Source organism: Streptomyces sp. NBC_01320, from assembly GCF_035974375.1.
GTDB lineage: Bacteria > Actinomycetota > Actinomycetes > Streptomycetales > Streptomycetaceae > Streptomyces > Streptomyces yanii.
Genome location: NZ_CP108390.1, coordinates 1,247,108 through 1,266,584 on the forward strand (window position 1 = coordinate 1,247,108; position 19,477 = coordinate 1,266,584).

18 protein-coding genes and 4 pseudogenes are annotated in these 19,477 nt (G+C 70.2%); 11 read left to right on the forward strand and 11 right to left on the reverse strand.

Annotated elements, in window-relative coordinates; all coding sequences use genetic code 11:
* The first annotated feature begins 32 nt into the window (after window positions 1-32).
* From OG395_RS06200 to OG395_RS06220, 5 genes and pseudogenes are all read left to right on the forward strand, one after another.
* The gene (locus OG395_RS06200; RefSeq protein ID WP_327241978.1) at window positions 33-788 is read left to right on the forward strand and encodes a trimeric intracellular cation channel family protein; all 756 of its coding nucleotides are present in this window, start codon (window positions 33-35) and stop codon (window positions 786-788) included.
* Complete coding sequence (locus OG395_RS06205) at window positions 785-2,041, forward strand: M20 family metallopeptidase (protein WP_327241979.1); 1,257 nt, start codon at window positions 785-787, stop codon at window positions 2,039-2,041. The genes OG395_RS06200 and OG395_RS06205 overlap by 4 nt, the downstream gene beginning before the upstream one ends.
* A 485-nt stretch (window positions 2,042-2,526) precedes the next feature.
* A pseudogene (locus OG395_RS06210) lies at window positions 2,527-3,620 on the forward strand (integrase core domain-containing protein).
* A gap of 48 nt (window positions 3,621-3,668) precedes the next feature.
* Complete coding sequence (locus OG395_RS06215; protein WP_327249760.1) at window positions 3,669-3,806, forward strand: hypothetical protein; 138 nt, start codon at window positions 3,669-3,671, stop codon at window positions 3,804-3,806.
* Window positions 3,807-3,928: 122 nt separating this feature from the next.
* Window positions 3,929-4,501, forward strand: coding sequence for a helix-turn-helix domain-containing protein (locus OG395_RS06220; protein WP_327241980.1), 573 nt, complete (start codon window positions 3,929-3,931; stop codon window positions 4,499-4,501).
* 12 nt (window positions 4,502-4,513) lie between these two features.
* Here the strand turns inward: OG395_RS06220 and OG395_RS06225 are convergent.
* The 4 genes and pseudogenes from OG395_RS06225 to OG395_RS06240 form a co-directional block, all read right to left on the reverse strand.
* A pseudogene (locus OG395_RS06225) lies at window positions 4,514-5,263 on the reverse strand (FAD-dependent oxidoreductase); the annotation flags it as partial.
* A 120-nt stretch (window positions 5,264-5,383) separates the two neighbouring features.
* Window positions 5,384-6,646, reverse strand: a complete 1,263-nt coding sequence (locus tag OG395_RS06230) for an IS701 family transposase (RefSeq protein WP_442818486.1) — start codon at window positions 6,644-6,646, stop codon at window positions 5,384-5,386.
* Between the two features lie 47 nt (window positions 6,647-6,693).
* Complete coding sequence (locus tag OG395_RS06235; protein WP_442818518.1) at window positions 6,694-7,068, reverse strand: FAD-dependent oxidoreductase; 375 nt, start codon at window positions 7,066-7,068, stop codon at window positions 6,694-6,696.
* A 490-nt stretch (window positions 7,069-7,558) separates the two neighbouring features.
* On the reverse strand, window positions 7,559-9,097 hold the full coding sequence (locus tag OG395_RS06240; protein WP_327241981.1) for a pentapeptide repeat-containing protein: 1,539 nt from the start codon (window positions 9,095-9,097) through the stop codon (window positions 7,559-7,561).
* Between the two features lie 338 nt (window positions 9,098-9,435).
* On the opposite strand from OG395_RS06240, the gene OG395_RS06245 reads away from it, so the two are divergent.
* Both OG395_RS06245 and OG395_RS06250 read left to right on the forward strand, forming a co-directional pair.
* Entirely contained in the window at window positions 9,436-9,669 is a 234-nt protein-coding gene (locus OG395_RS06245; RefSeq protein WP_327241982.1) for a hypothetical protein, read from the forward strand.
* A gap of 449 nt (window positions 9,670-10,118) precedes the next feature.
* The gene (locus OG395_RS06250; protein WP_327241983.1) at window positions 10,119-10,781 is read left to right on the forward strand and encodes an HAD family hydrolase; all 663 of its coding nucleotides are present in this window, start codon (window positions 10,119-10,121) and stop codon (window positions 10,779-10,781) included.
* On the opposite strand, the gene OG395_RS06255 is transcribed toward OG395_RS06250, so the two are convergent.
* Window positions 10,762-11,994, reverse strand: a complete 1,233-nt coding sequence (locus OG395_RS06255) for a helix-turn-helix domain-containing protein (protein ID WP_327241984.1) — start codon at window positions 11,992-11,994, stop codon at window positions 10,762-10,764. The genes OG395_RS06250 and OG395_RS06255 overlap by 20 nt on opposite strands.
* Before the next feature lie 190 nt (window positions 11,995-12,184).
* On the opposite strand from OG395_RS06255, the gene OG395_RS06260 reads away from it, so the two are divergent.
* Together OG395_RS06260 and OG395_RS06265 are read left to right on the forward strand one after the other, a co-directional pair.
* Window positions 12,185-12,574, forward strand: coding sequence for a hypothetical protein (locus OG395_RS06260; RefSeq protein WP_327241985.1), 390 nt, complete (start codon window positions 12,185-12,187; stop codon window positions 12,572-12,574).
* 142 nt (window positions 12,575-12,716) lie between these two features.
* A complete protein-coding gene (locus OG395_RS06265) occupies window positions 12,717-12,875 on the forward strand; it encodes a hypothetical protein (protein WP_327241986.1) in 159 nt (52 codons plus the stop codon).
* Between the two features lie 39 nt (window positions 12,876-12,914).
* Here OG395_RS06265 and OG395_RS58115 read toward each other — a convergent pair whose 3' ends face one another.
* The 3 genes and pseudogenes from OG395_RS58115 to OG395_RS06275 all read right to left on the reverse strand — a co-directional run bounded on the left by OG395_RS58115 (window position 12,915) and on the right by OG395_RS06275 (window position 14,188).
* Window positions 12,915-13,031, reverse strand: coding sequence for a helix-turn-helix domain-containing protein (locus tag OG395_RS58115; RefSeq protein ID WP_442818737.1), 117 nt, complete (start codon window positions 13,029-13,031; stop codon window positions 12,915-12,917).
* Window positions 12,995-13,264: pseudogene (locus tag OG395_RS06270) on the reverse strand (IS110 family transposase); the annotation flags it as partial. The gene OG395_RS58115 and the pseudogene OG395_RS06270, both read right to left, overlap by 37 nt.
* 21 nt (window positions 13,265-13,285) lie before the next feature.
* Complete coding sequence (locus tag OG395_RS06275) at window positions 13,286-14,188, reverse strand: IS5 family transposase (protein ID WP_442818519.1); 903 nt, start codon at window positions 14,186-14,188, stop codon at window positions 13,286-13,288.
* A 121-nt stretch (window positions 14,189-14,309) separates the two neighbouring features.
* Here OG395_RS06275 and OG395_RS06280 point away from each other — a divergent pair.
* Window positions 14,310-14,808, forward strand: a pseudogene (locus OG395_RS06280) (diaminopimelate decarboxylase); the annotation flags it as partial.
* A 148-nt stretch (window positions 14,809-14,956) separates the two neighbouring features.
* Here OG395_RS06280 and OG395_RS06285 read toward each other — a convergent pair.
* Genes OG395_RS06285 through OG395_RS06295 form a run of 3 tightly spaced genes read right to left on the reverse strand, consistent with a single transcriptional unit; the run spans window position 14,957 to window position 18,215 of the window.
* Entirely contained in the window at window positions 14,957-15,742 is a 786-nt protein-coding gene (locus tag OG395_RS06285; RefSeq protein WP_327241988.1) for a DeoR/GlpR family DNA-binding transcription regulator, read from the reverse strand.
* Window positions 15,739-16,791: a 4-hydroxythreonine-4-phosphate dehydrogenase PdxA gene (gene pdxA, locus OG395_RS06290; RefSeq protein WP_327241989.1), complete on the reverse strand. Its 1,053-nt coding sequence runs from the start codon at window positions 16,789-16,791 to the stop codon at window positions 15,739-15,741. The genes OG395_RS06285 and pdxA overlap by 4 nt, the downstream gene beginning before the upstream one ends.
* Window positions 16,788-18,215 (reverse strand): four-carbon acid sugar kinase family protein, encoded by a 1,428-nt coding sequence (locus OG395_RS06295; protein WP_327241990.1) that lies wholly within the window; start codon window positions 18,213-18,215, stop codon window positions 16,788-16,790. The genes pdxA and OG395_RS06295 overlap by 4 nt, the downstream gene beginning before the upstream one ends.
* A gap of 260 nt (window positions 18,216-18,475) precedes the next feature.
* Here OG395_RS06295 and OG395_RS06300 point away from each other — a divergent pair, with 260 nt between their 5' ends.
* Window positions 18,476-19,471, forward strand: a complete 996-nt coding sequence (locus OG395_RS06300; protein WP_266991365.1) for an aldo/keto reductase — start codon at window positions 18,476-18,478, stop codon at window positions 19,469-19,471.
* Window positions 19,472-19,477: the final 6 nt, after the last annotated feature.

The following is a 19,477-nucleotide window of genomic DNA, read 5'->3' on the forward strand; positions in this document are numbered from 1 at the left end:
GAGATGGCGAAGATCGTGACTATGCTCGCCACGTGTCCACTTCGTCCGTGCTGTCAGCTTCCCTGATTCCCGCCGGTATGGCCGTCGTGACGCGTTACCTCGACCTCGCCGGCGTTTTTTCGTGCGCACTGCTGGGCGGTGCCGTGGCCCGCACAGCCGGCCTGGACCTGTTCGGGTTCCTGGTCGTCGGCATCATCTCGGGCCTGGGCGGAGGCATGATCAGGGATGTATTGCTGCAGCACGGCACACCGGTCGCGCTGACCGACTACGCCTACCTTCTGACTGCCGTCGCCGGGTCCGTGGTGGTCTTCCTCATCAAGATCAGTGAGGAGTCCTGGAACCGGCTGTTCACCGCGCTCGACGCCGCAGTGATCGGGTTCTGGGCGGTCACCGGCGCCAACAAGACTTTGGCGGTCGGTCTGGGCTGGCTCCCGGCCATCCTGCTGGGCACCCTGACCGCCGTTGGCGGAGGCGCCCTGCGCGACGTCATCCTCGGCCGGGTGCCGGCTGTCTTCGGCCGCAACGGTCTGTACGCCACCGTCGCCGTTGCGGTCGCCGGAGTCACGGTGCTCTGCTCGTACCTCGGCGTCCCCCGGGTCGGCGTCGGCCTGGGAATCGCTCTGGCCCTGGTCCTCCGGCTCACCGCAGTGCACTACGGCTGGAACCTGCCCAACAGCTTGGAGTGGCAGCCCCACTCCAAGCTGGCCTCGGCGGCGCGGCGCCGCTCCGGTCCCGCCACCCAAAACGGGGAAGAAGACCAGTCCCACCCACCCAAGGAGTCATCATGACCGACCGTGCCCACACCGTGCTGGCCGGCCTCGACGGCATCCGCTCCGACCTCGAGAATCTGTACAAGGACTTGCACCGGCACCCCGAACTCGGCCTGCGAGAGCGCCGCACCGCGAAGAAGGCGTCCGACGCCTTGCGGTCCTTCGGCTACGAAGTCACCGACGGTATCGGCGGCACCGGCGTGATCGGGGTCCTGGCCAACGGCGTCGGCCCGGTCGTCATGGCCCGCGCCGACATGGACGCTCTTCCGGTACGTGAACAGACCGGCCTGCCCTACGCGTCCACCGTGACCGTCACCGGTCCGGAAGGCACCGAGCAGCCGGTCATGCACGCCTGCGGGCACGACGTGCACGTGACCTGCCTGATCGGTTGCGCACGGCTGATGGCCCAGGACCGGCACGCCTGGCGGGGTACCTTCGTGGCGCTCTTCCAGCCCTCGGAGGAGAACGGCGACGGCGCCGACGCCATGATCGACGACGGTCTGACGTCCAGGTCGCCCCGGCCCGACGTGGTGCTCGCCCAGCACGTCCTGCCCTATCCGGCCGGCTACGTCGGCACCCGCCCCGGGTCGTTCCTGTCGGCCGCGGACAGCCTGCGCATCACCGTCCACGGACGAGGGGCGCACGGTTCCATGCCCCAGGCATCGGTCGACCCCGTGGTAATGGCCGCGATGATCGTCGTACGCCTGCAGACCATCGTCTCCCGGGAAATGGCCGCCACCACCCCAGCCGTGGTCACCGTGGGCAGCATCCACGCCGGTACCGGCCCGAACGTCATCCCTGACAGCGCCGTCATCCAGCTCAACGTGCGCACCTACGACGACGCCTCGCGCACCCAGGTTTTGGACGCGATCGAACGGATCGTCAAAGCCGAGTGCGAGGCATCCCGCTCGCCCAGGGCACCCGAGATCGAGCGAACCACGTCCTTCCCGCCCACCGTCAACGACGAGGCGCCGACCCGGCGCGTCGCCGACGCGTTCGCCGCCCACTTCGGCGACGACGCACACACCATCGACCTGCAGACCGCCAGCGAGGACATGAGCGAGATCCCCAAGGCGTTCGGCACGCAGTTCACCTACTGGGGCATCGGCGGGATCGACCCCGGCCGCTACGCCGAGGCCGCCAAGAACGGCACCATCGCTCGGGACATCCCGGTCAACCACAGCCCCACCTTCGCCCCCGTCATCCAGCCCACCCTGGACACCGGCGTCAGCGCCATGACGGTGGCTGCCCTCGCCTGGCTCGGCAGCTGACACGGACCTGCCGTCCACGGCGAGCCGCGCGCGGAGGCGCGGTAGGCGATCATACGCACCAGGGCCGCGTACTCGCCCGGTCCAGCGGTGACACCACAACACCACACCAAATCAGTTACGTCTCCACGCCCGGGGTGGCGGGGAGCCTCCGATGTGCCGCTTTCAGGAGGCTGCCCGGATGCCGACTGGCCGGGCAGCTGGTGCGCTGGGCGGTGGCGGCCGGCCTCCGGGGCGCGTTCCAGGCCGGGGAAGATGCCGGTGAGATGGGCACGGAGCCGGTTGATGGTGCGGGTGCCCGGCCGACGCCGATCTGCGCGCGGCACCTCAGGTACCGGTGTCGGTGGTGGCGTTGGTCGACTCTGCGGGTGCCGACAAGTCATCCGGCCAGGTCAGGAGCTTGATCGTCGCTGGCAGGCCTTCTGCTCGCGCGCCACTCGCGCCCGTGCTGTTCACCCGGATGGCCGTCGGCGGCATCATGATCTGTCGTGCTGCTGCGCCTGGCCTACCTCGCCGTCACCCATACGTTCACGCTCCTGCGGCTGCTGCCGATGAGTGAGCGGGACAAAGACATCGAGATCCTCACGCTGCGGCACCAGCTGCTGGTCCTGCAGCGCCAGGTCGGCAAGCTCGCGTTCACCGACACCGACCGTGCGCTGCTCGCTGGCCTGCTCCATCGTCGCCCGATGAACAAGCTGCGCCGGCTCCTGCTGTTGGTGCGTCCCGACACGATCTCGCGGTGGCACCGCGACCTGCTCAAACAGCGCCATGCCGTCACGTACGCACCGAGGCGGCGAGGGCGCCCCACCCGCAGTCCGCTCGATCCGCAGCCTGGTTTTGCGCCTGGCACGCGAGAGCAGCTCCTGGGGGTACCGGCGCATCCACGGTGAGCTCGCGGCGCTCGGTATCAAGATCGCCGCCTCCACCGTCTGGGAGATTCTCAAGGAGCACGGCATCCCGCCCGCCTCCGAACGCGAAGGCACGACCTGGGCTGACTTCCTGCGCAGCCAGGCCGGCGCGCTTCTCGCCTGCGACTTCTTCGAGACCCGCACCCTGGCCGGGGCGCGCCTGTACGTTTTCGCCGTCATCGAGCACACCACCCGCAGGATCCGGCTCCTGGGCGCCACCGCACACCCCACCGCGGACTGGGTGGTACCGGTCGGACGCAATCTCGCCATGGATCTCCAGGACGCGGGCAGCCAGGCCAAGTTCTTGATCCGCGACCGGGACTCCACGTTCACCAAGGCCTTCGACGCCGTGATGGCCGACGCCGGGCTGGAGGTCATCCTCAGCGGTATCCGGATGCCGCGGATGAATTCGATCACGGAGCGATGGATACAAACCTGTCGACGTGAGCTGCTGGACCGCACCCTCATATGGGGCCAGCGGCACCTACTCCACACCCTGCGCGAGTTCGAGTCGTTCTACAACGGCCATCGCCCCCACCGGGGCCCTGGGGCAAGCCGCTCCGCTCCGCCCGCTGCCCACACCGACCGCCGAACCAGGGCAGATCAAGCACTTGGAGATCGGCCGACGAGATCGACTCGGCGGAACCCTTCGCGAGTACCAACATGCCGCCTGATCAGGGCGGATGATTAATCGGCATCCGCAGTGCGGGAGGGCAATGTTGATGACGGAGGCGTCCAGCACCACCATCAGCGTCGCCACCGAGATCACCGTCAGCGCCAGCCAGCGCCGCGGATCCAGGGCGGGGACACCCCTATTCAAGGTGCCGGTCTCCGTAGTCATGACAGGCCAGTCCTCGTGAGAAGCAGGGAGATAGGCACGTCAGTGCAATGGGCAGGCTCTACGGCCGGCCCCGCTTCGACGACAGTGCGCCACCCCCGCTGGAGTTGCAAAGCCTCATGCTGTTTCGGCAACCTGGTGGATATGGGTAACGCAAAGAAGGACGTATTGGAGGCGGTCGGGCCCCGTCTGCGCGAGCTGCGGCGCCGGCGCGGGATGACGCTTGCCGAGCTCGCCGAGCGGACCGGAATCAACGAGAGCACTCTGTCCCGCCTCGAGGGCGGGAACCGCAAACCGACCCTGGAACTTCTGCTGCCGCTCGCCGAGGTGTACGCGGTACCCCTCGACCACCTTGTCGGTGCGCCCCGCACCGGCGACCCTCGCATCCACCTGAGCCCGGTGACACGCAACGGCATGACCTACGTGCCGCTCAGCCATCCCGGCGGCGTCCAGGCCCACAAACTCCTTATCCTTCCCAAGCCCGGCGCCGAGCCGGAACTGAAGACCCACGACGGCTTCGAATGGCTCTACGTGCTCGCCGGGCGACTGCGCCTCCTCCTGGGCGAGCAGAGCCTGGTCCTCAAGCCGGGGGAGGCCGCCGAGTTCAACACCCACGTACCGCACTGGCTCGGCCCCGACGACGACCACGCGGTCGAACTGCTCGTCCTGTTCGGCCACCAGGGCGAACGGGCCCACCTGCGCGCCCGCACCACCTGACCTACGGACCCATCAGACCGTGCCGCTCGGGAACTCCCGGTCGACAGCCAGCCCGGACGGGAGCAGCGTCTCCAGGCCGTGGCGGCGGTCGCCCAGCACCCGCCGGGACACCTCGGCTTCCGTCTCAGCGCTGAACACCCCGACGCCACCGACGGCGCGGGCGGCGACCGCAGCCTTCGCATCGGCGCCGATGAGGTCCATGTTGATTGCCGCTGCCGCCTGAGTTCCGGATGCGGCGGCGGCCGGGACACCCGCCATCAGGTCGGTAACGTTGCCCGCGGCCCACACACCCTCGACGCCGGTGAAACCGCTTGCGTCACAGACCAACTGCTCGCCCACACCCATCGGGTGTTCCGTCACCGACAGGCCCAGATCGGTGAGCATCGAGGCACGCGCCACGAACCGCGGGGCCACCACCAGAGCATCCACCGCGACCGACGTGCCCGAGACCAGGCGCACGCCTGCCAGCCGGTCTTGGCCGTCGATGACCAGGCCACCGACCTCACCGTCGACCACACCGACGCCCAGCGCGGCCAGCTGTTCCCACTGCTCCTCAGCCAGCTCGACGCCGGTATGCAGGAACAGCGTCACCTCCGGTGACAACTGGCGGAACATCAGAGCCTGGTGAAACGCGGCCGGGCCGGTGCCCAGCACGCCGACGGCTGAATCCCGGACCTCCCAGCCGTGACAGTACGGACAGTGCAGCACATCGCGCCCCCACCGTTCCGCGAGCCCCGGCACGCCGGGCAGTTCATCCACTAGTTGGGCTTTGTTAGGTCCTTTGGTGGGGTTCGGGGGTTGGTGCGGGTTGGCCGCATATGGAGCATGCGCCGGTCCAGGTGGCCAGGAGGGCCTGGAGTTCGCGGAGGACCGCGTAGAGGGTCAGGCCGGCGCAGGGGCTTTTGGGTCGAGCCGCAGCAGGGTGCAGAAGGCCTGGGCGAGGGAGGCGAGGGTGACGTGGCGGTGCCAGCCGAGGTAGTTGCGGCCCTCGAAGTGGTCCAGGCCGAGGCCGTCCTTGAGCTCGCGGTAGTCGTGCTCAACTCTCCAGCGGATCTTGGCGATTCGCACCAGCTCGCGCAGTGGGGTGTCGGCGCGCAGTGTCGAGAGCCAGTAGTCGGTGGGCTCGGCGGAGTCGGGTGGCCACTCGACGAGCAGCCAGCATTCGGGCAGGGAGCCGTCGGCGGCGCGGCGGATGTGCCGGTTGGCCGGGCGGACCCGTAGGGCCAGGAATTGCGAGCGCATCTCGGCCCGTGGGTTGTGCTTGGTGGCCTTGCTGCCCTGGCGCCAGGTAACGGTGCGGGCGGCCGCTTGCCCGGCGGCCAGGGCCAGCACGCGCAGGGTGCTGTGCGGCTGGGGGTAGGCGGACACGGGAGGGCGGCCCTGCCCGGAGTACGGCGGACGCTCGGGCGTGGCGTCGCCCGGGTGCGCGGTCGTGGTGGCCTTGACCGCGACCGCGTAGGTCAGGCCTCGTTCGGTCAGGCCCTCCCGAAAGCCCGTGGCGTCGCCGTATCCGGCATCGGCGACGACCGGCAGGCCCGGCAACGCCCAGTCCCCGCGGACCTCGTCGAGCATGTCCAGGGCCAGGCGCCACTTCTCCCGGTGGCGAGCAGTCTCGGGGATGCCGGCCTTGGCGCGGCGCCGGCGGATCGCCGAAGCCAGCAGCGCGTCCTTGGTATGTTTGGTGTCGTCCCAGCCCTCGGGCAGGAATAGACGCCAGTCGACGGCCGAGGAGGCGCGGTCGCTGACCAGGTTCACACTGACCCCGATCTGGCAGTTGCCCCGCTTGCCCAGCGCGCCGCAGTACATCCGCGCCACCCCCGGCGAGTCGTAGCCGTCCTTGGGGAAGCCGACATCGTCAATCGCGTACGCCTCGGGCGAGATGTGCGCCGCAGCCCAACGGGCCAGCCGCTCACGGACCTTGGAGTAGTCCCAGGTGGAGGAGGACACGAACTGCTGGAGCTGCTGGTGGTCCACGCCCAGGCGCTCGGCCATCGGCTGCATCGACTTGCGCTTGCCGTCCAGCATCAGCCCACGCAGGTACAACTCACCCTTGGCCCGCTGGTCCCGACGCGCCAACGAGCCCAGCATCTCGGCCGCGAACGCCTCCAGACGCGGACGGACCTCTTCCATCTCCTCAGGAGTCACAACTGAAAGAAGATCACAATCTATCCAACGAAGATCACTTGGGGTACCTAACAAAGCCCTACTAGTCCCGTGGTCACCAGAAGTCGCCGCGCCGCCGCGCCGCCACCGTCCTCGGTGCTCACCATCAGGTGCCCCTCCTCGCGGCGTACCCCCGCTACGCGGCCGGAGACGATCCGCCCGCCGTACGAGAGGATCTCCTCCCGGCCCAGCCTCAGCAGCTCCAGCGGCGCAATCCCGTCCCGGGAGATCAGGCCGTGCGCCGCCAAAGCCGGAGCATTACGCGGCTCACCCGCATCGATCACCAGCACCGACCGACGCACCCGCGCCAACGTCAGCGCAGCCGACAAACCCGCGACACCACCCCCAATGACCACGACATCCCAAACTCCATCCGTCCGCTGCACCAGCTCGTTCTCGCTCATGCCGCCACACTGCAACCCCCATCAGTTAGCGGCAAACATTCATGCCGTTTCAGCAAGGCAGGCTCGACCACGGGTCCGCAACCAGTCCTTTCCCGGAGCAAGATCAAGAACGAGGGCGGAAAGTCGGTGGCCCCGGGCGTCCTACTGCCAGTGCTGGAACACGCCTCGTCAGCGCCCGTACCCACGACGGAGCCTGCCCAGGTGGGCGGACGGGTGGTGCCGTATCGCAATGCGTCATGGACGAGGACGCATGGCCATATCGCCGGAGGCGCAGCCGCCTGGCGCAGCAAGCTGACGGCGACGGATGTGCCGAGGGCCGCTGGCTCGAGCCAGCCCGCCATTCGTGGGCGTTGAGGGCGGTCTTGCCGTCGGGGGCGAACCGCAGGCACGGAGGGACAGATCACCAGCTCACCTCCGCTCGCACAGAGAAGACTCGGGCCGGTGCCAGGATGTATCTGGCACTGCCTGGGCTGTGGTGGGGCGGGAGATGTCAGCGTTTGACGCGGCTGCGGATGGCGAGGACGGCCAGGCCCAGCAGGACGGGTTCGGTAAGGCGTGAGGCCATCTCGGCATAGGTGCCGGCGGTGGTCAGGCCCTGCCCGGAAGACCGAAAGACCACCGAGTTGATCACGACTCGAAGGGACCTCTCGAACCGGTCTGTCGACAGACGCTCCCCATACGACGCGTAGGGGTTCACCGCATTGGGGGCGTGGGTGGTCATCGTGATGCGGCGGCCGGTGCCGGCTGGCTTCGGGCCGTCCTGGGGTAGACCCCACAGCATCATCGCCACCACGGTGGCGGTCATGGCCACCAACAGCCATCCCAGGGCCCGGGAGGCGCGCAGCCCGTAGCCGGAAACCGCCCAGTACGCGGCAAGCAGGCTCCGCTCGCTCCAGGGGATGTCGCTGGCATGGCGGCGCATCTCCATCTCGCCGTAGTAAAAGTCGGCTGCACCGGGTTCGTGCTTGCCGTCCTCGAAAACCTTGCGCAACTGTCGGTATACCGGCGCCAGCGCGGCAGGCGTCAGTATCTCTTCCCCCTCCGGCGCTGGATTCCAGCCGTTTGCGCCCGCCTGGCGGGCGGCACGCCAGTGGTGCTCCTCGACCAGCGTCCGGCGTGCCGTCCAACGCACAGGCCACACCCCACGCCGACGCAGACCGGAGGGGGCTGCAGCCAGAAGGTAGAGCCCCTCCAGCCGCAGCTGGTCGAGATGGATGGTCCCGGCGAACCGGCAGTCGGCGAGGTCGATATCGGTGAGCACCAGGTGCGCCGCGTCCACCCCCCGCAGCGATACGGCCCGCACGCGGGGGCCTGTCAGGCCGGCTTCAGCCAGTTCCCGGGCGTCCACGGTGAAGGGCCGGGAGCGGGCGGATATCGTCACCGGGAATTGCAGGACCGCGTCGCTCAGGTCCACGGTGGCATGACGCAGCCGCAGCGCGGCAGTGGAGGACCACCGCGTCCGGCGGCAGCGTAGCGAGGACGCTGCCGCCTCGATGGTCACAGCAGTCCCGAACACCGCCTCCGACAGATCTAGCGTCCCCGTGCACACCAGCGGCCCCACTGCTGCAGTGCGCTCGAACACCGCTCTGAAAAACTCGGCGCCCCCGCTGAACAGCGTCCCGCCAAAGTGAGTGCTCCCACTGAACAGTGCCCCGCCGAAGTGGGCGTCGCCGCTGAAACGCGCCTCGTTGAACCAGGCGTCGCCGCTGAACTTCACCCCGCCGAACTCGGCGTCGCCGCTGAACTGCGCCTCGTTGAACTGGGCGACGCCGAGACAGGGCCGGCCTGCGGAGTCCGTGAGCGCGGCGAGCAGGCTGCTCAGCAGCTCTCCGGTGAAGGGAGTGCCGCTGTGATCGATGCCCGCGCCTGGAGACAGGGTGGCAAGGTACGCGTTGCGGTCGGCCTCATCCAGGTGAGCCAGGCAGGCGCTGTGTCCGGGTACATGCCTGCCACGGCAGCCAACCGGATCGGTCGCAGGGGCGGCGCCGTGGCCACAGGGCGGCCAGCTCGGCGGGCTCGAAGGCGTCATGCTCGAAGGACGTCTGGGCATGCCACGCGGTTGCCACATGCGGCCACCGGGCTGCCGCGAGACGCCAGGTCACATGCGGACCGCCGACAAAAGGGACGACAACGCCTTTGCCAACCTCGTAAGCAGGCGCCGAACAGCCCAGGCGACACGGAGCCTGGACCGTCCCGCCCGAACGGCTCACCCCCGCTCACGCGGAGAAGACCCGGTCCGGTTCGTCCGCAGCAGGCCGTCGTTCGGTTCACCTCCGCTCGCGCAGAGGAGACTCGAGACCTCGCTCGCCATACAGGTGTGTGTGCGGCTCACCTCCGCTCGCGCGGAGAAGACAAGGACGCCTGACCATGCAGAAGCAGCTGCTGCTTGATCTGACGGAGCGGTCCGCGTGGACCGGGGCGCAGGCATCCCTGCGCCTGGCTGCGACGGAGCTCGCCGACATCCCCGTCTGGTGGGCCGCCCCGGAGGCACTGGTCCTGGCCACCGCCAAGGCGTGGGTGGCGGGGCGGCTCGGCCGGAAGAGCACCGCGTCTACGCTGCCCGCGGCCGCCGACCCACCGTCCCTCGCCCGAGGAGTGTGATGGCGACGCCACAGCCACCCGACGCTGGCGTCTACATCAGCAACGGGCAGACGTATCAGGAGGTACGGGACCTGGCCAGAACAGTCGACCGCATCAAGCTCAAGCTCGCGAGGTCCTCAACGAGGCCAAGGACATCCGCGGTGACGTGGCCGACCACGAGGCGCGGCTTCGTACGCTACGCTGGAGACTTTGCCGAAGGGCGACGCCCTGGACGCCCGTCTCACGCCGTTGGAGCGGGCCCGGTGGCCGATGCCGACGCTCGGTGTCTTGTCCGGTGTCGCGGGCGCCGCGACCGGCCTCCTCGCTCTCCTCCGCTGCCCCCCAGCACCACGCCCCCTAGTTCCGGCTACGGCCGGGACGGGGGCGGTTTCGTGCGTTCACGACCGGGCAGTATCCGGCTCGGCAACGGCCTCGCCATGGCCTCATGGGCGGCCGCATAGGATGCGGCCATGATTCGCGCAGTCGTTTTCGATGTTGGTGAGTGTCTGGTAGACGAGACCCGCGAGTACGGCACCTGGGCCGACTGGCTCGGAGTACCGCGGCACACTTTCGTAGCCATGTTCGGCGCCGTCATCGCTCAAGGCCGCGACTACCGCGAGACCTTCCAAGAGTTCCAGCCCGGATTCGACCTGTACGCGGAGCGGGAGAAGCGCGCGCAGGCCGGGCAACCCGAGCACTTCGACGAGTCGGACTTGTACGACGACGTCCGCCCCGCCCTCGCCCAGCTGCGAGCCGACGGGCTCTGGCTCGGCATCGCTGGCAACCAGACCGTCCGGGCCGGCGGAATCCTTCGCCAGCTGTTCACCGACGACGTCGACCTGATCGGCACGAGCGACGACTGGGGCGCGTCAAAGCCCGACCCGGAGTTCTTCGTCCGGGTCGCCGACGTCGTTCCACACGAGCCCGGCGAGATCTTGTACGTCGGCGACCGCATCGACAACGACCTACGCCCGGCCGTCTCCGCTGGGATGCACACCGCGCTCATCCACCGCGGGCCATGGGGAACCATCCAGTGGAACACAGCCGAAGCCCGCGACCTGCCGACGTTCCGTTTCGATTCGCTCCTCGAACTGCCGGAACAGATCCGGCAGTTCAACGAGCGAGCGCGCTGACCGTCGTCGACCACCCATACAGCCGTTCGTCCAGGTCCCGCACACACTGCTGGTTCTGGTGCGGGGCCAGGGCACGCCGTACTTCCCGCACCCTGTCCATTCCCATTGCGTACCAGGTGATCTCAAGCTGATCAAGCGCCCGGCACGCATAGTCGCAGGCTGCCTCCGGGTTTCCGGACGCCGCCTCGACTGCGGCGAGGTCGCCGCAGATGACCGTGCGCTGCTTGTCCTCGGTGGCTGGCATGTTGTCGAGGACTCCCAGGAGCGTCGTCCGCGCCTGGGGCAGATGACCGGCCTTGAGCTGCGTGTTTCCCTTGAATGCAGCGAGGCGAACGGGAGTGAACCAGTCCATCCATGCCGGGCTTGCGTGCTCGCTGCCCGCCGCCAGGGTGTCTTCCGCATGCCCGATCAGATGCAGGGCGGTCTGGGTGTTCCCACATCGTGTCTCGCACTCTGCCTCTACCGCGTCGAGCCATGCCCAGAATTCCGCCGAGGCGGGGCCGCGGCGCGCGTAGGTCCGGGCGGCGACCATGCGCTCCACCGCTGCATCCCGGCGCCCGTCCCACCCGGGGATGAATGCCGTGTGCGCAAGGATGGCAGCCCCGAGCAGCGGGTCGTCGGCCTCGCCTGCAGCCTGCAGAGCGCGCAGCAGTGTCTGACTTGCCCGCTCCGGCTCGCACAGGTCGAAGAACTCGATACGCCCGGCGAGCATCCACGTCTCGGCCAGCGCCGCGGCCACCGCGCGCCGGGTCTGGCCGGCGGTTTCGGGTAGCAGCGCGCAGCCCAGTGAGGCGTGTGCAATGGCCGCAGGTTGCAGTGTGGCGGGCGCGACGGACCAGTACAGGCGCCGGTGCGAGCGGGTTACGGCCTCGAAGTCTGCTGCGACGGAGGCGGGCTGCATGGCGGTCGCGGACTGTATCGGCACAGCAGCCAGCCCCACGGCAGCCACCGTCGCACCTACCAGGCTCCGCCGAACCGGGTCCGGCCGGTCGCGACCTGCCGGAGGGGTGAATCCGAGCGATTCCATGTCCTGGCCGAGAAGCTGCGTGAGAGCCTGCTGCAGGTCCGGGTGAGGCCACGGCGGGCTTTCGGACTCCCAGCGTCGGACCTGCCGGACACCAACGCCAAGGGCCGTGGCCAACTCCTGCTGGGAGCGGTAGCCCGCGGCATGACGTGCTGACCTCAGTCGGGTATTGCTCGCGGGCTGCGACACGCTGCACCTCCATGACGGCATCTCAAGTCAGTGTCACAGCAGGCCCTTTCGGAGGCCAGCCGTCACTCATATGACGGCGCGAAAGTCCTCTTTGGTGTCGCGAAAAGACCTCTAGAAGTCCTCGAAACGCGTGCAGGCAAGGGCCACTCTTGGCGCACTGCCCACCACAGTGCACCGAGGAGACTCAGCGATGGCCCCACCAAGCATCCGCACTATCAGGAACTGCCGTCTCGAAGGAGCGGGTGTGGAGTGGGACGCCGTCCGCGTTCCCCGCAGCGTCGGACTCGACGCCCTGTCCATCCTTGGCGGCCGGTCGGGGGCAGTCCTCGAGGACCCACTTGCCGCAGCCCTGTACTGGTTCATTGCCCCCGGCTCCCGGGAGGACTGGGATGTCCCCGGGACGCGGATCCTCGCCGAGGATGCGCACCTGGTGATCCCTCCCCACCGGCGCACCCAGGGCCCCGGCCCGCATTGGCGCGTCTGCCCGGGTGACGACGAGTGGGTTACGGAGGCCGCGGCGTTACAAGCCGCACTCGAGGACGCTGCTGGCCCGCGTATCGGAGCGGAGCACTTCGGATGATCGCGCTGTCGAAGCCCAGCGACCGTGCTGAGGTCGCATACCGCAAGCTCGTCGGCCACACCGTGGTCTGCACCGGGTGCCGCGCGGGGGCGCCCTGCCCCACGGCTGCTCGGCTCGGTCGCGCCTGGCGGGCGGTGCGCCGATGATGTGCGCCCGCTGCGACCAGCCGCTCGAACCCGGCGAGGCCAAGGAGTACGCCGTCCACGGTGCAGACGGACCGGGTGGCACGGTGCAGGTCCACAAGCAGTTGTGCCCGCAGCCGCCGACGACGCGCTCGTATCCGACGTACTACCGTCGCTGAACTCTCGCCCGCGGCGACGCCGATCCGCCGCGGGCGGGGCTACTCCCGCACGAGGTCAGCGAGCGGTACGCCGAGCGCGTCGGCGATGAGGATGAGCGAGTCTAGCAACGGGGCGCTGTGGCCCTGCTCGATGCGGTTGTACGTAGCCCGGTCCATGCCCGCACGGGCGGCCACGGCCAGAGCGGCAGTTTCGCGGCCAGGGCGGACGTGGGCGCGACAGCGAGAATCCGGCGGGCGTCGGGACGGGCCAGACCGCCCGGCTTGTCCCTGAACGCCTCCAGGAATGCCGGGAAGTACTCGCGCAGCAAAGAGCGGAGCTTGTTGCAGACCTGCTGCCGGTTCCAGACCGCGTCCTGCTGGGCTCGGGCCAGGACAGCCACCGCCTGAGAGCCTGTCGGGTGGCCAGTTGATTACGCTGCGATAAGGTCCTCGACGGTCTTGGTTCGGGCCGTCTTGCGGTGGGATTCATGGCTCCACCGCGATGGTTGCCCGGCGAGCCGGACGAGCATCAAGCGGATCATCGCCACCTTGATCATGGCCTCGGAGGTCGCGGTCAGCCGTTCGTAGTCGCGGGCCAGCCGACGGTTTCGGACCAGCCAGCCAAAACTTCGCTCCACCACCCAGCGGCGGGGCAGGACCTTGAAGCCCTTGACGTCGTCGGTCCGCTTCACGATCTCCACAACGATGTTCAACGCGTCCCGGGCCCATGAAAGCAGCGTGGAATCAACAGAGTTGGCGTATCCGCCGTCGGCCCACACCAGACTGATGGTGCGGAAGCCGGCGGCGAGCCGGGCCAGGACGATGCGGCCTCCGGCCCGGTCCTGCACAGACGCGGAGGTGACCGCGACGACCAGCAGCAGGCCCATCGTGTCCACGATCATGTGCCGCTTCCGCCTTGTCGTTCGCTTGCCCGCATCGAACCCACGCGCCTCGCCGCCCTCGCTGGTCTTGATCGACTGGGCGTCGATCACGGCGGCCGACGGCTCGGGATCGCGTCCGGCCCCGATCCGCACCTGGCGGCGGAGCTCGTCGTGGACGCGGTCCCAGGTACCGTCCCGCCGCCACTTGGTGAACCAGCGGTGGGCCGCGTCCCAGGGCATCAGATCGCGCGGAAGCATCCGCCACTGGCAGCCCGACCGCAGCACGTAGAACACCGAGTCGAGCACCAACCGGTCCCCGTACTTGCGCATCCCGCCGCCTCTTCGCAGGTCACGCACGGGAAGAAGCAGCTGGATGATCTCCCACATCTCATCGGTCAGGCTCGACGGATAGCATGGGCCGCTGACGGCCTCGGAGTTTTCGCACTGGCACACACCACGTGATCATTCCGGGGCCGTCGCCATGCCCGGAGGGCAGATCGCAACCGTCACGCTTCACGCATGATCAGCCACCCGACAGGCTCTAAGCGGCAACCCGGATGGGAGGAGACTCCGCTGGATCGGCGCGCTGGTGGAGTACACGAAGGACGCCGGGGGACGGCGCATCGCGCTCACCCACGCCGGCGCGCAGACCGCCACCCGTACCGTCGTCACGCCGGACGCCTGGCCGCTGCGGGTCGGCGCGTTCGACGCGGACGGTGCCCCGAGGACCGGTCCGGTGCTCGCCCAGGACGTGGCGGGGCCGTGCTGCTTCGCCGGGGACGTCGTTGCCCATGCGCGGGAGCTGCCCGAACTGCGGGAAGGCGACTACATGGTGCTGTACGACACCGGCGCGTACTACTTCTCCACGCCATGGGCGTAACAACAGCCTGCCGCGGCCCGCGGTGCACGGATTCCGCATGGCGACGGACGCGGGACGGGGTACGGGACCGGGTACGGCGCAGGACGCCTCTTCGGTCCGTTTCGCGCCCGTGCGCGATGCCCAGTTGCCGGACTCGATCGCCGAGGAGAGCGGACCGGCGGTCGCGGACGCCCTGCTCGGCCTTGCGTCCTGAGCGGTACGGGAGCGCCCGGGGTTGCGGCCGTGCCGGCGCACCGGCCGGCCGCACCGGACTCGAAGCGCGCTTCGTTCGATCGAAGATCACGCCCGGCGGCGGACCCGTGCGGTCGGCCGGGCAGGCGTTGGGCGCCGCTGCTGCCCGGTCAGTCAGACGTCGGTGGCGCGAGCAGCACCTCGACGTCGCGGGCGCGCAGCGCGTCGAGCAGGGCCGGGTCCGCCGAGGTGTCGGTGACGAGGGTCCAGCCGGGCTGCCAGGGGGCCCAGGCGTGGAAGGGGGCCGCTCCCAGCTTCGCCGCGTGGGCGAGGATGTACACCCGGTGCGACCGGCGCGCCATCAGTTCCTTGAGCCTGATCTGCTCCGCGTCGGCCTCGCAGATCCCGAGTGCGGGCGAGACGCCATCAGTGCCGAGGAACACCGCGTCGAACGTCATGCGTTCCAGCGCCGCTTCGGCGAGCGGGCCGACGAACGCGTGGCTGAGCGGCCGGTAGTGGCCACCCAGGCAGGTGAGGTGCACGCCTTCGGCCCCGCCGAGTTCGAACACCGCGGACAGGCTGGGGGTCGCGACGGTGACCCCGTCCGCCACCCCGCGCAGGGCCCGGGCCAGTGCGGCCACCGTGGAACCGGCGTCGAACAGGACCGTGGCGCCCGGCGCGATGCGGGTCACCGCGAGCGCCGCGATGGCCCGCTTGGCCTCGGCCGCCTCGGCCGTACGCCGCTGCAGGGACGTCTCGGCGGAAGCGGTCAGCGCCATGGCTCCGCCGTACGTGCGGGCGAGGCGTCCGTCGGCGGTGAGGCGGGCGAGGTCGCGGCGGATCGTGGACGGGCTCACCGCGAAGCGCACACTGAGCTCGTCCACTCCCGTCGGACCGGCGTCCTGGGCCAGCTCCACGATGCTTTCGCGCCTGGCGCGGGCTTCCGCACTGGTCATCGGTGCCTTTCGGTGGCAAGGGCGACCGCCTGGCGAAGCGCCTCGACCATGCTGCCGCCCCGGGCGGTGCCGGTTCCGGCGATGTCGAAGGCGGTGCCGTGGTCGACGGAAGTGCGGATGACGGGGAGTCCGACGGTGACGTTGACGCCGTTCTCGATGCCGAGGACCTTGACCGGGGCATGGCCCTGGTCGTGGTACATCGCCACGATCAGATCGTAGTCCCCCCGGGCGGCCAGGAAGAACGCCGTGTCCGCGGGAAGCGGACCTTGGGCGTCGATGCCGTCGGCGCGCAGCGCCGCGAGGGCGGGAGCGATCTTCGCCTCCTCCTCGCCGTTGCCGAAGAGGCCGTTCTCGCCCGCGTGCGGGTTGATGCCGCAGACGCCGATGACGGGCTCGGCGGTCCCCGCCCGCACCAGGGCCTGGTGACCGCGGCGCACGGTGCGCTCGACCAGGGGCGGATCGATGCGGTTCACCGCGTCGATGAGGCCGAGGTGGGTGGTGACATGGATGACGTTCAGCTCAGGGGTGGTCAGCATCATCGACACCTCGTCCACGCCCGTCAGCCGCGCGAGCAGTTCGGTGTGTCCGGCGTACTCGTGACCGGCGAGCCGCAGGGCCTCCTTGTTGAGGGGGGCCGTGCAGATGGCGTCGACGTCGCCGCCCACCGCCAGCCGCGCGGCCTCCTCGACGTAGCGGTAGGCGGCCTCGCCCGCCTCCGGGGCGAGCCGCCCCCACGGCAGGCCGGCGGGGAGCAGGTCCAGGTCGACGACGTTGACGCGGCCGGGAGTCCAGTCGGCGTCCCCGGGTCCGGTCACCGTGACCACGGTGTCGCCGCTGCCGACGAGGGCGGCGGCCTCCCGAAGCCTGCGGGCGTCACCGATGACCAGGGGCCGGCAGCCGTGGACGATGTCGGGGTGGCCGAGCGCCGCCATGACGACCTCGGGGCCGACACCCGCACCATCCCCCATAGTGACCGCGACCAAGGGGCGGTGGTCGTCGGCAGGCGTGGCCGTCCAGGGTCGGTCGGGGCTGTGCAAGGGGGCGTTCATCGCGGTCCTCCATCGGATGGGGTGTTCGTGCCTGCGGGCGTTGGGGGCGTTGTTCCGGCGCGGGCCGGGCGGTTGCGGTCCGGGAGCAGTGCCTCGACCATGCGCACCAGGGAGTCCGGGCCGCCGTGGCTTCCCGGACGGATGACGACGCCGCGTCCTTGCGCGGTGCGGCAGAGCACCGCGCCGTGGTGTACCTGCCCGACAGGCAGCAGCGAGGTGACCGCGAGCGCGTCCAGGAGGGTCCGGGCGGTCTCGCCGCCGGTGAGGACGAGATCGGCGTTTGGCGGCAGCCGTCCGGCGACGGCACGGCACAGACCGTGCACGAGGCGGGGCGCCGCCGAGGGATCGACCGTGCCGGTGGGGGCGATGCTGAACACCGTGACCGGGGCGGGCAGTCGGACGGGCCCGGGACCCGTGTACGGGGCACGGGCGCGGACGTGGCCGATGGCGGTGGCGGGGGCGCGGTGCTCGGTGTCCGGTGCGCCCGGCCGGCCGCTCCGGGGGTCGGCGACCAGGGAAGCGGCAGGAAGGGAAGCGGCAGGAAGGGCGATGTGCTGGGCACCACGCGCGGACAGCTGCGCGATCTGCGCAGCCGCGCCGCGGTGTGCGGTGCCGACGACGACCGCGACCGGACGGAGGGTCTCCGGTGCCGGCCGGCCGGGGCCGATGCGCTGTCCCCCGGCGGCGGACCGCCGTCCCCCGGGGCCGGTGCTCTGCACCCCGGTAGCGGACCGCCGTCCCAGGGCGGCGACGATACCGCCGGCGCCTATGGTCCGTACGGTCCGCGGCAGCCTGAGCAGGGCTCCTGCGAGGGCGTCCAGGTCGGCGTCCGTCTCCGCGTCGCACACCAGGGCCGTGCCGGCAGCGAGACCGGAGCGCAGCCGGTGTTCCAGGCTCCGTGCTCCGGCCCGTACGTCGTCCAGGCGTACGGCGACGGTGCGGGCAGCGCCGAGCGCCTCGGCCACCGACCGGGGCGGCGGTCCGGGTTCCGCCTGCCAGGCGTCGGTGCGGTGCAGGGGGACTCCGTGCAGCCGTACGACCCCGTCGCGGACGGTCCGGCCGGCGGCGGGGAGCGCGGGTATCACCAGGAGACCTTCCGCCCCTTCCCCGAACGCCCGGGCCTCCGGGGCGAAATGGCCCCGCAGCAGCGAGTCGGCCTTCTTCACCAGCCGTCCGCCGGCCGGTTCGTGGCGGTGCACCGCGTGTGCCACGAGCAGCGCCGCCCCGGCGGCGCTGCTCCGCCGCGAGTCGAGGTCGATGACCCGGGTCCGCCCGGGCGGACCCGAGGCGGCCGGGTCGAGATCGATCGCGCGGCAGCAGGGCAGCAGGGCCGCGCACTCCGCCGCACCGGACAGGTCGTCCGCGAGCACCACGAGCGACGAACCCACTTCGTCGTCGAACCCTTCGAACGGCACGGGCGGCACGAGCGGCCTCCTACTCTCCTCCGTCGCCCGCGGCTTCCTCGCCTGCGGGCGTGGCCGAACGACCGCCGGGGCCACGCACGAAGCAGCCTGCCGCAGCCCCACGGCGGTCCGGGCCTTCGCGGCCAGCATGACAGTCCTGCGCACTTCGCGCGAGACCCCTTGCGTGAAGTGCGCACGACTGCCACCGTCGACTGCACGTCCCGCGGCCCGGAGTGCCGGGCGGGCTCGACACCATCGCCGCCTTCGTGGAAGGAATCCCCATGGTCACCGCCCGCGACGTCCATCTCCCGGGCGTACCCGTTCCGTTGTCCCCCCTGGTGCTCGGCACCATGACCTTCGGCGACACCGTCGACCGGGCGGGCGCCGCCGACCTGCTCGACATGGCACTCGACGCGGGCATCACTGGGGTGGACACGGCGAACGTCTACGCCGGCGGTGAGACGGAGCGCATTCTCGCCGGGCTGCTGCCGTCACGACGCGACCGGATGGTGCTGGCCACCAAGGCCGGCATCCCGCACCCGGACCAGGAGGGCCACGCCCCGCTGTCGCGTGCGGGACTGCGGGCCGCGCTGGAAGGCAGCCTGAAACGGCTCGGCACGGAGTACGTCGACCTCTTCTATCTGCACCAGCCCGACCACGCAACACCGGCGGCCGATACGATGGAGGCGGTGGCGGAGCTGGCGTCCGAGGGCCGCATACGCGCACTGGGTGTCTCCAACTTCCCCTCCTGGCGGGTGGCCGAACTCATGCGGCTCGCCGACGAGATGAACGCGCCGCGGCCCGTGGTAGCCCAGCAACTGCACAATCTGCTGGCCCGCCGCATCGAGGAGGAGTTCATCGAGTACGCCGCGCACCCGACGGCACGCGGGATACGCCTGATGGCCTTCAACGCCCTGGCAGGCGGCTTGCTGACGGGGCGTTACTCCGGGCGGGAGAAGCCCGGCGCGGGCCGGTTCACCACCTCCCGTCTCGCCGATGCTTACCACGACCGCTACTGGAACGACGAGCTACTCGCGGCCGTGGCCCGGCTGACGGACGTGGCCGAGCAGGCCGGGATCCCGCTCGCCGCCCTGGCGCTGCGCTGGCTGCTGCACCGGGACTCCACCCACGCGGTCCTGATCGGCTCGTCCAACACCGCCCAGCTGCGCAGCAACCTGGAGGCGGCCGCGGCGGGCCCGTTGCCCGAGGACGTACTCGACGCCTGCGAACAGGCGAGCAACGGCCTGCGCGGCCCCATGCCGCCCTACCACCGCTGAGGGCTG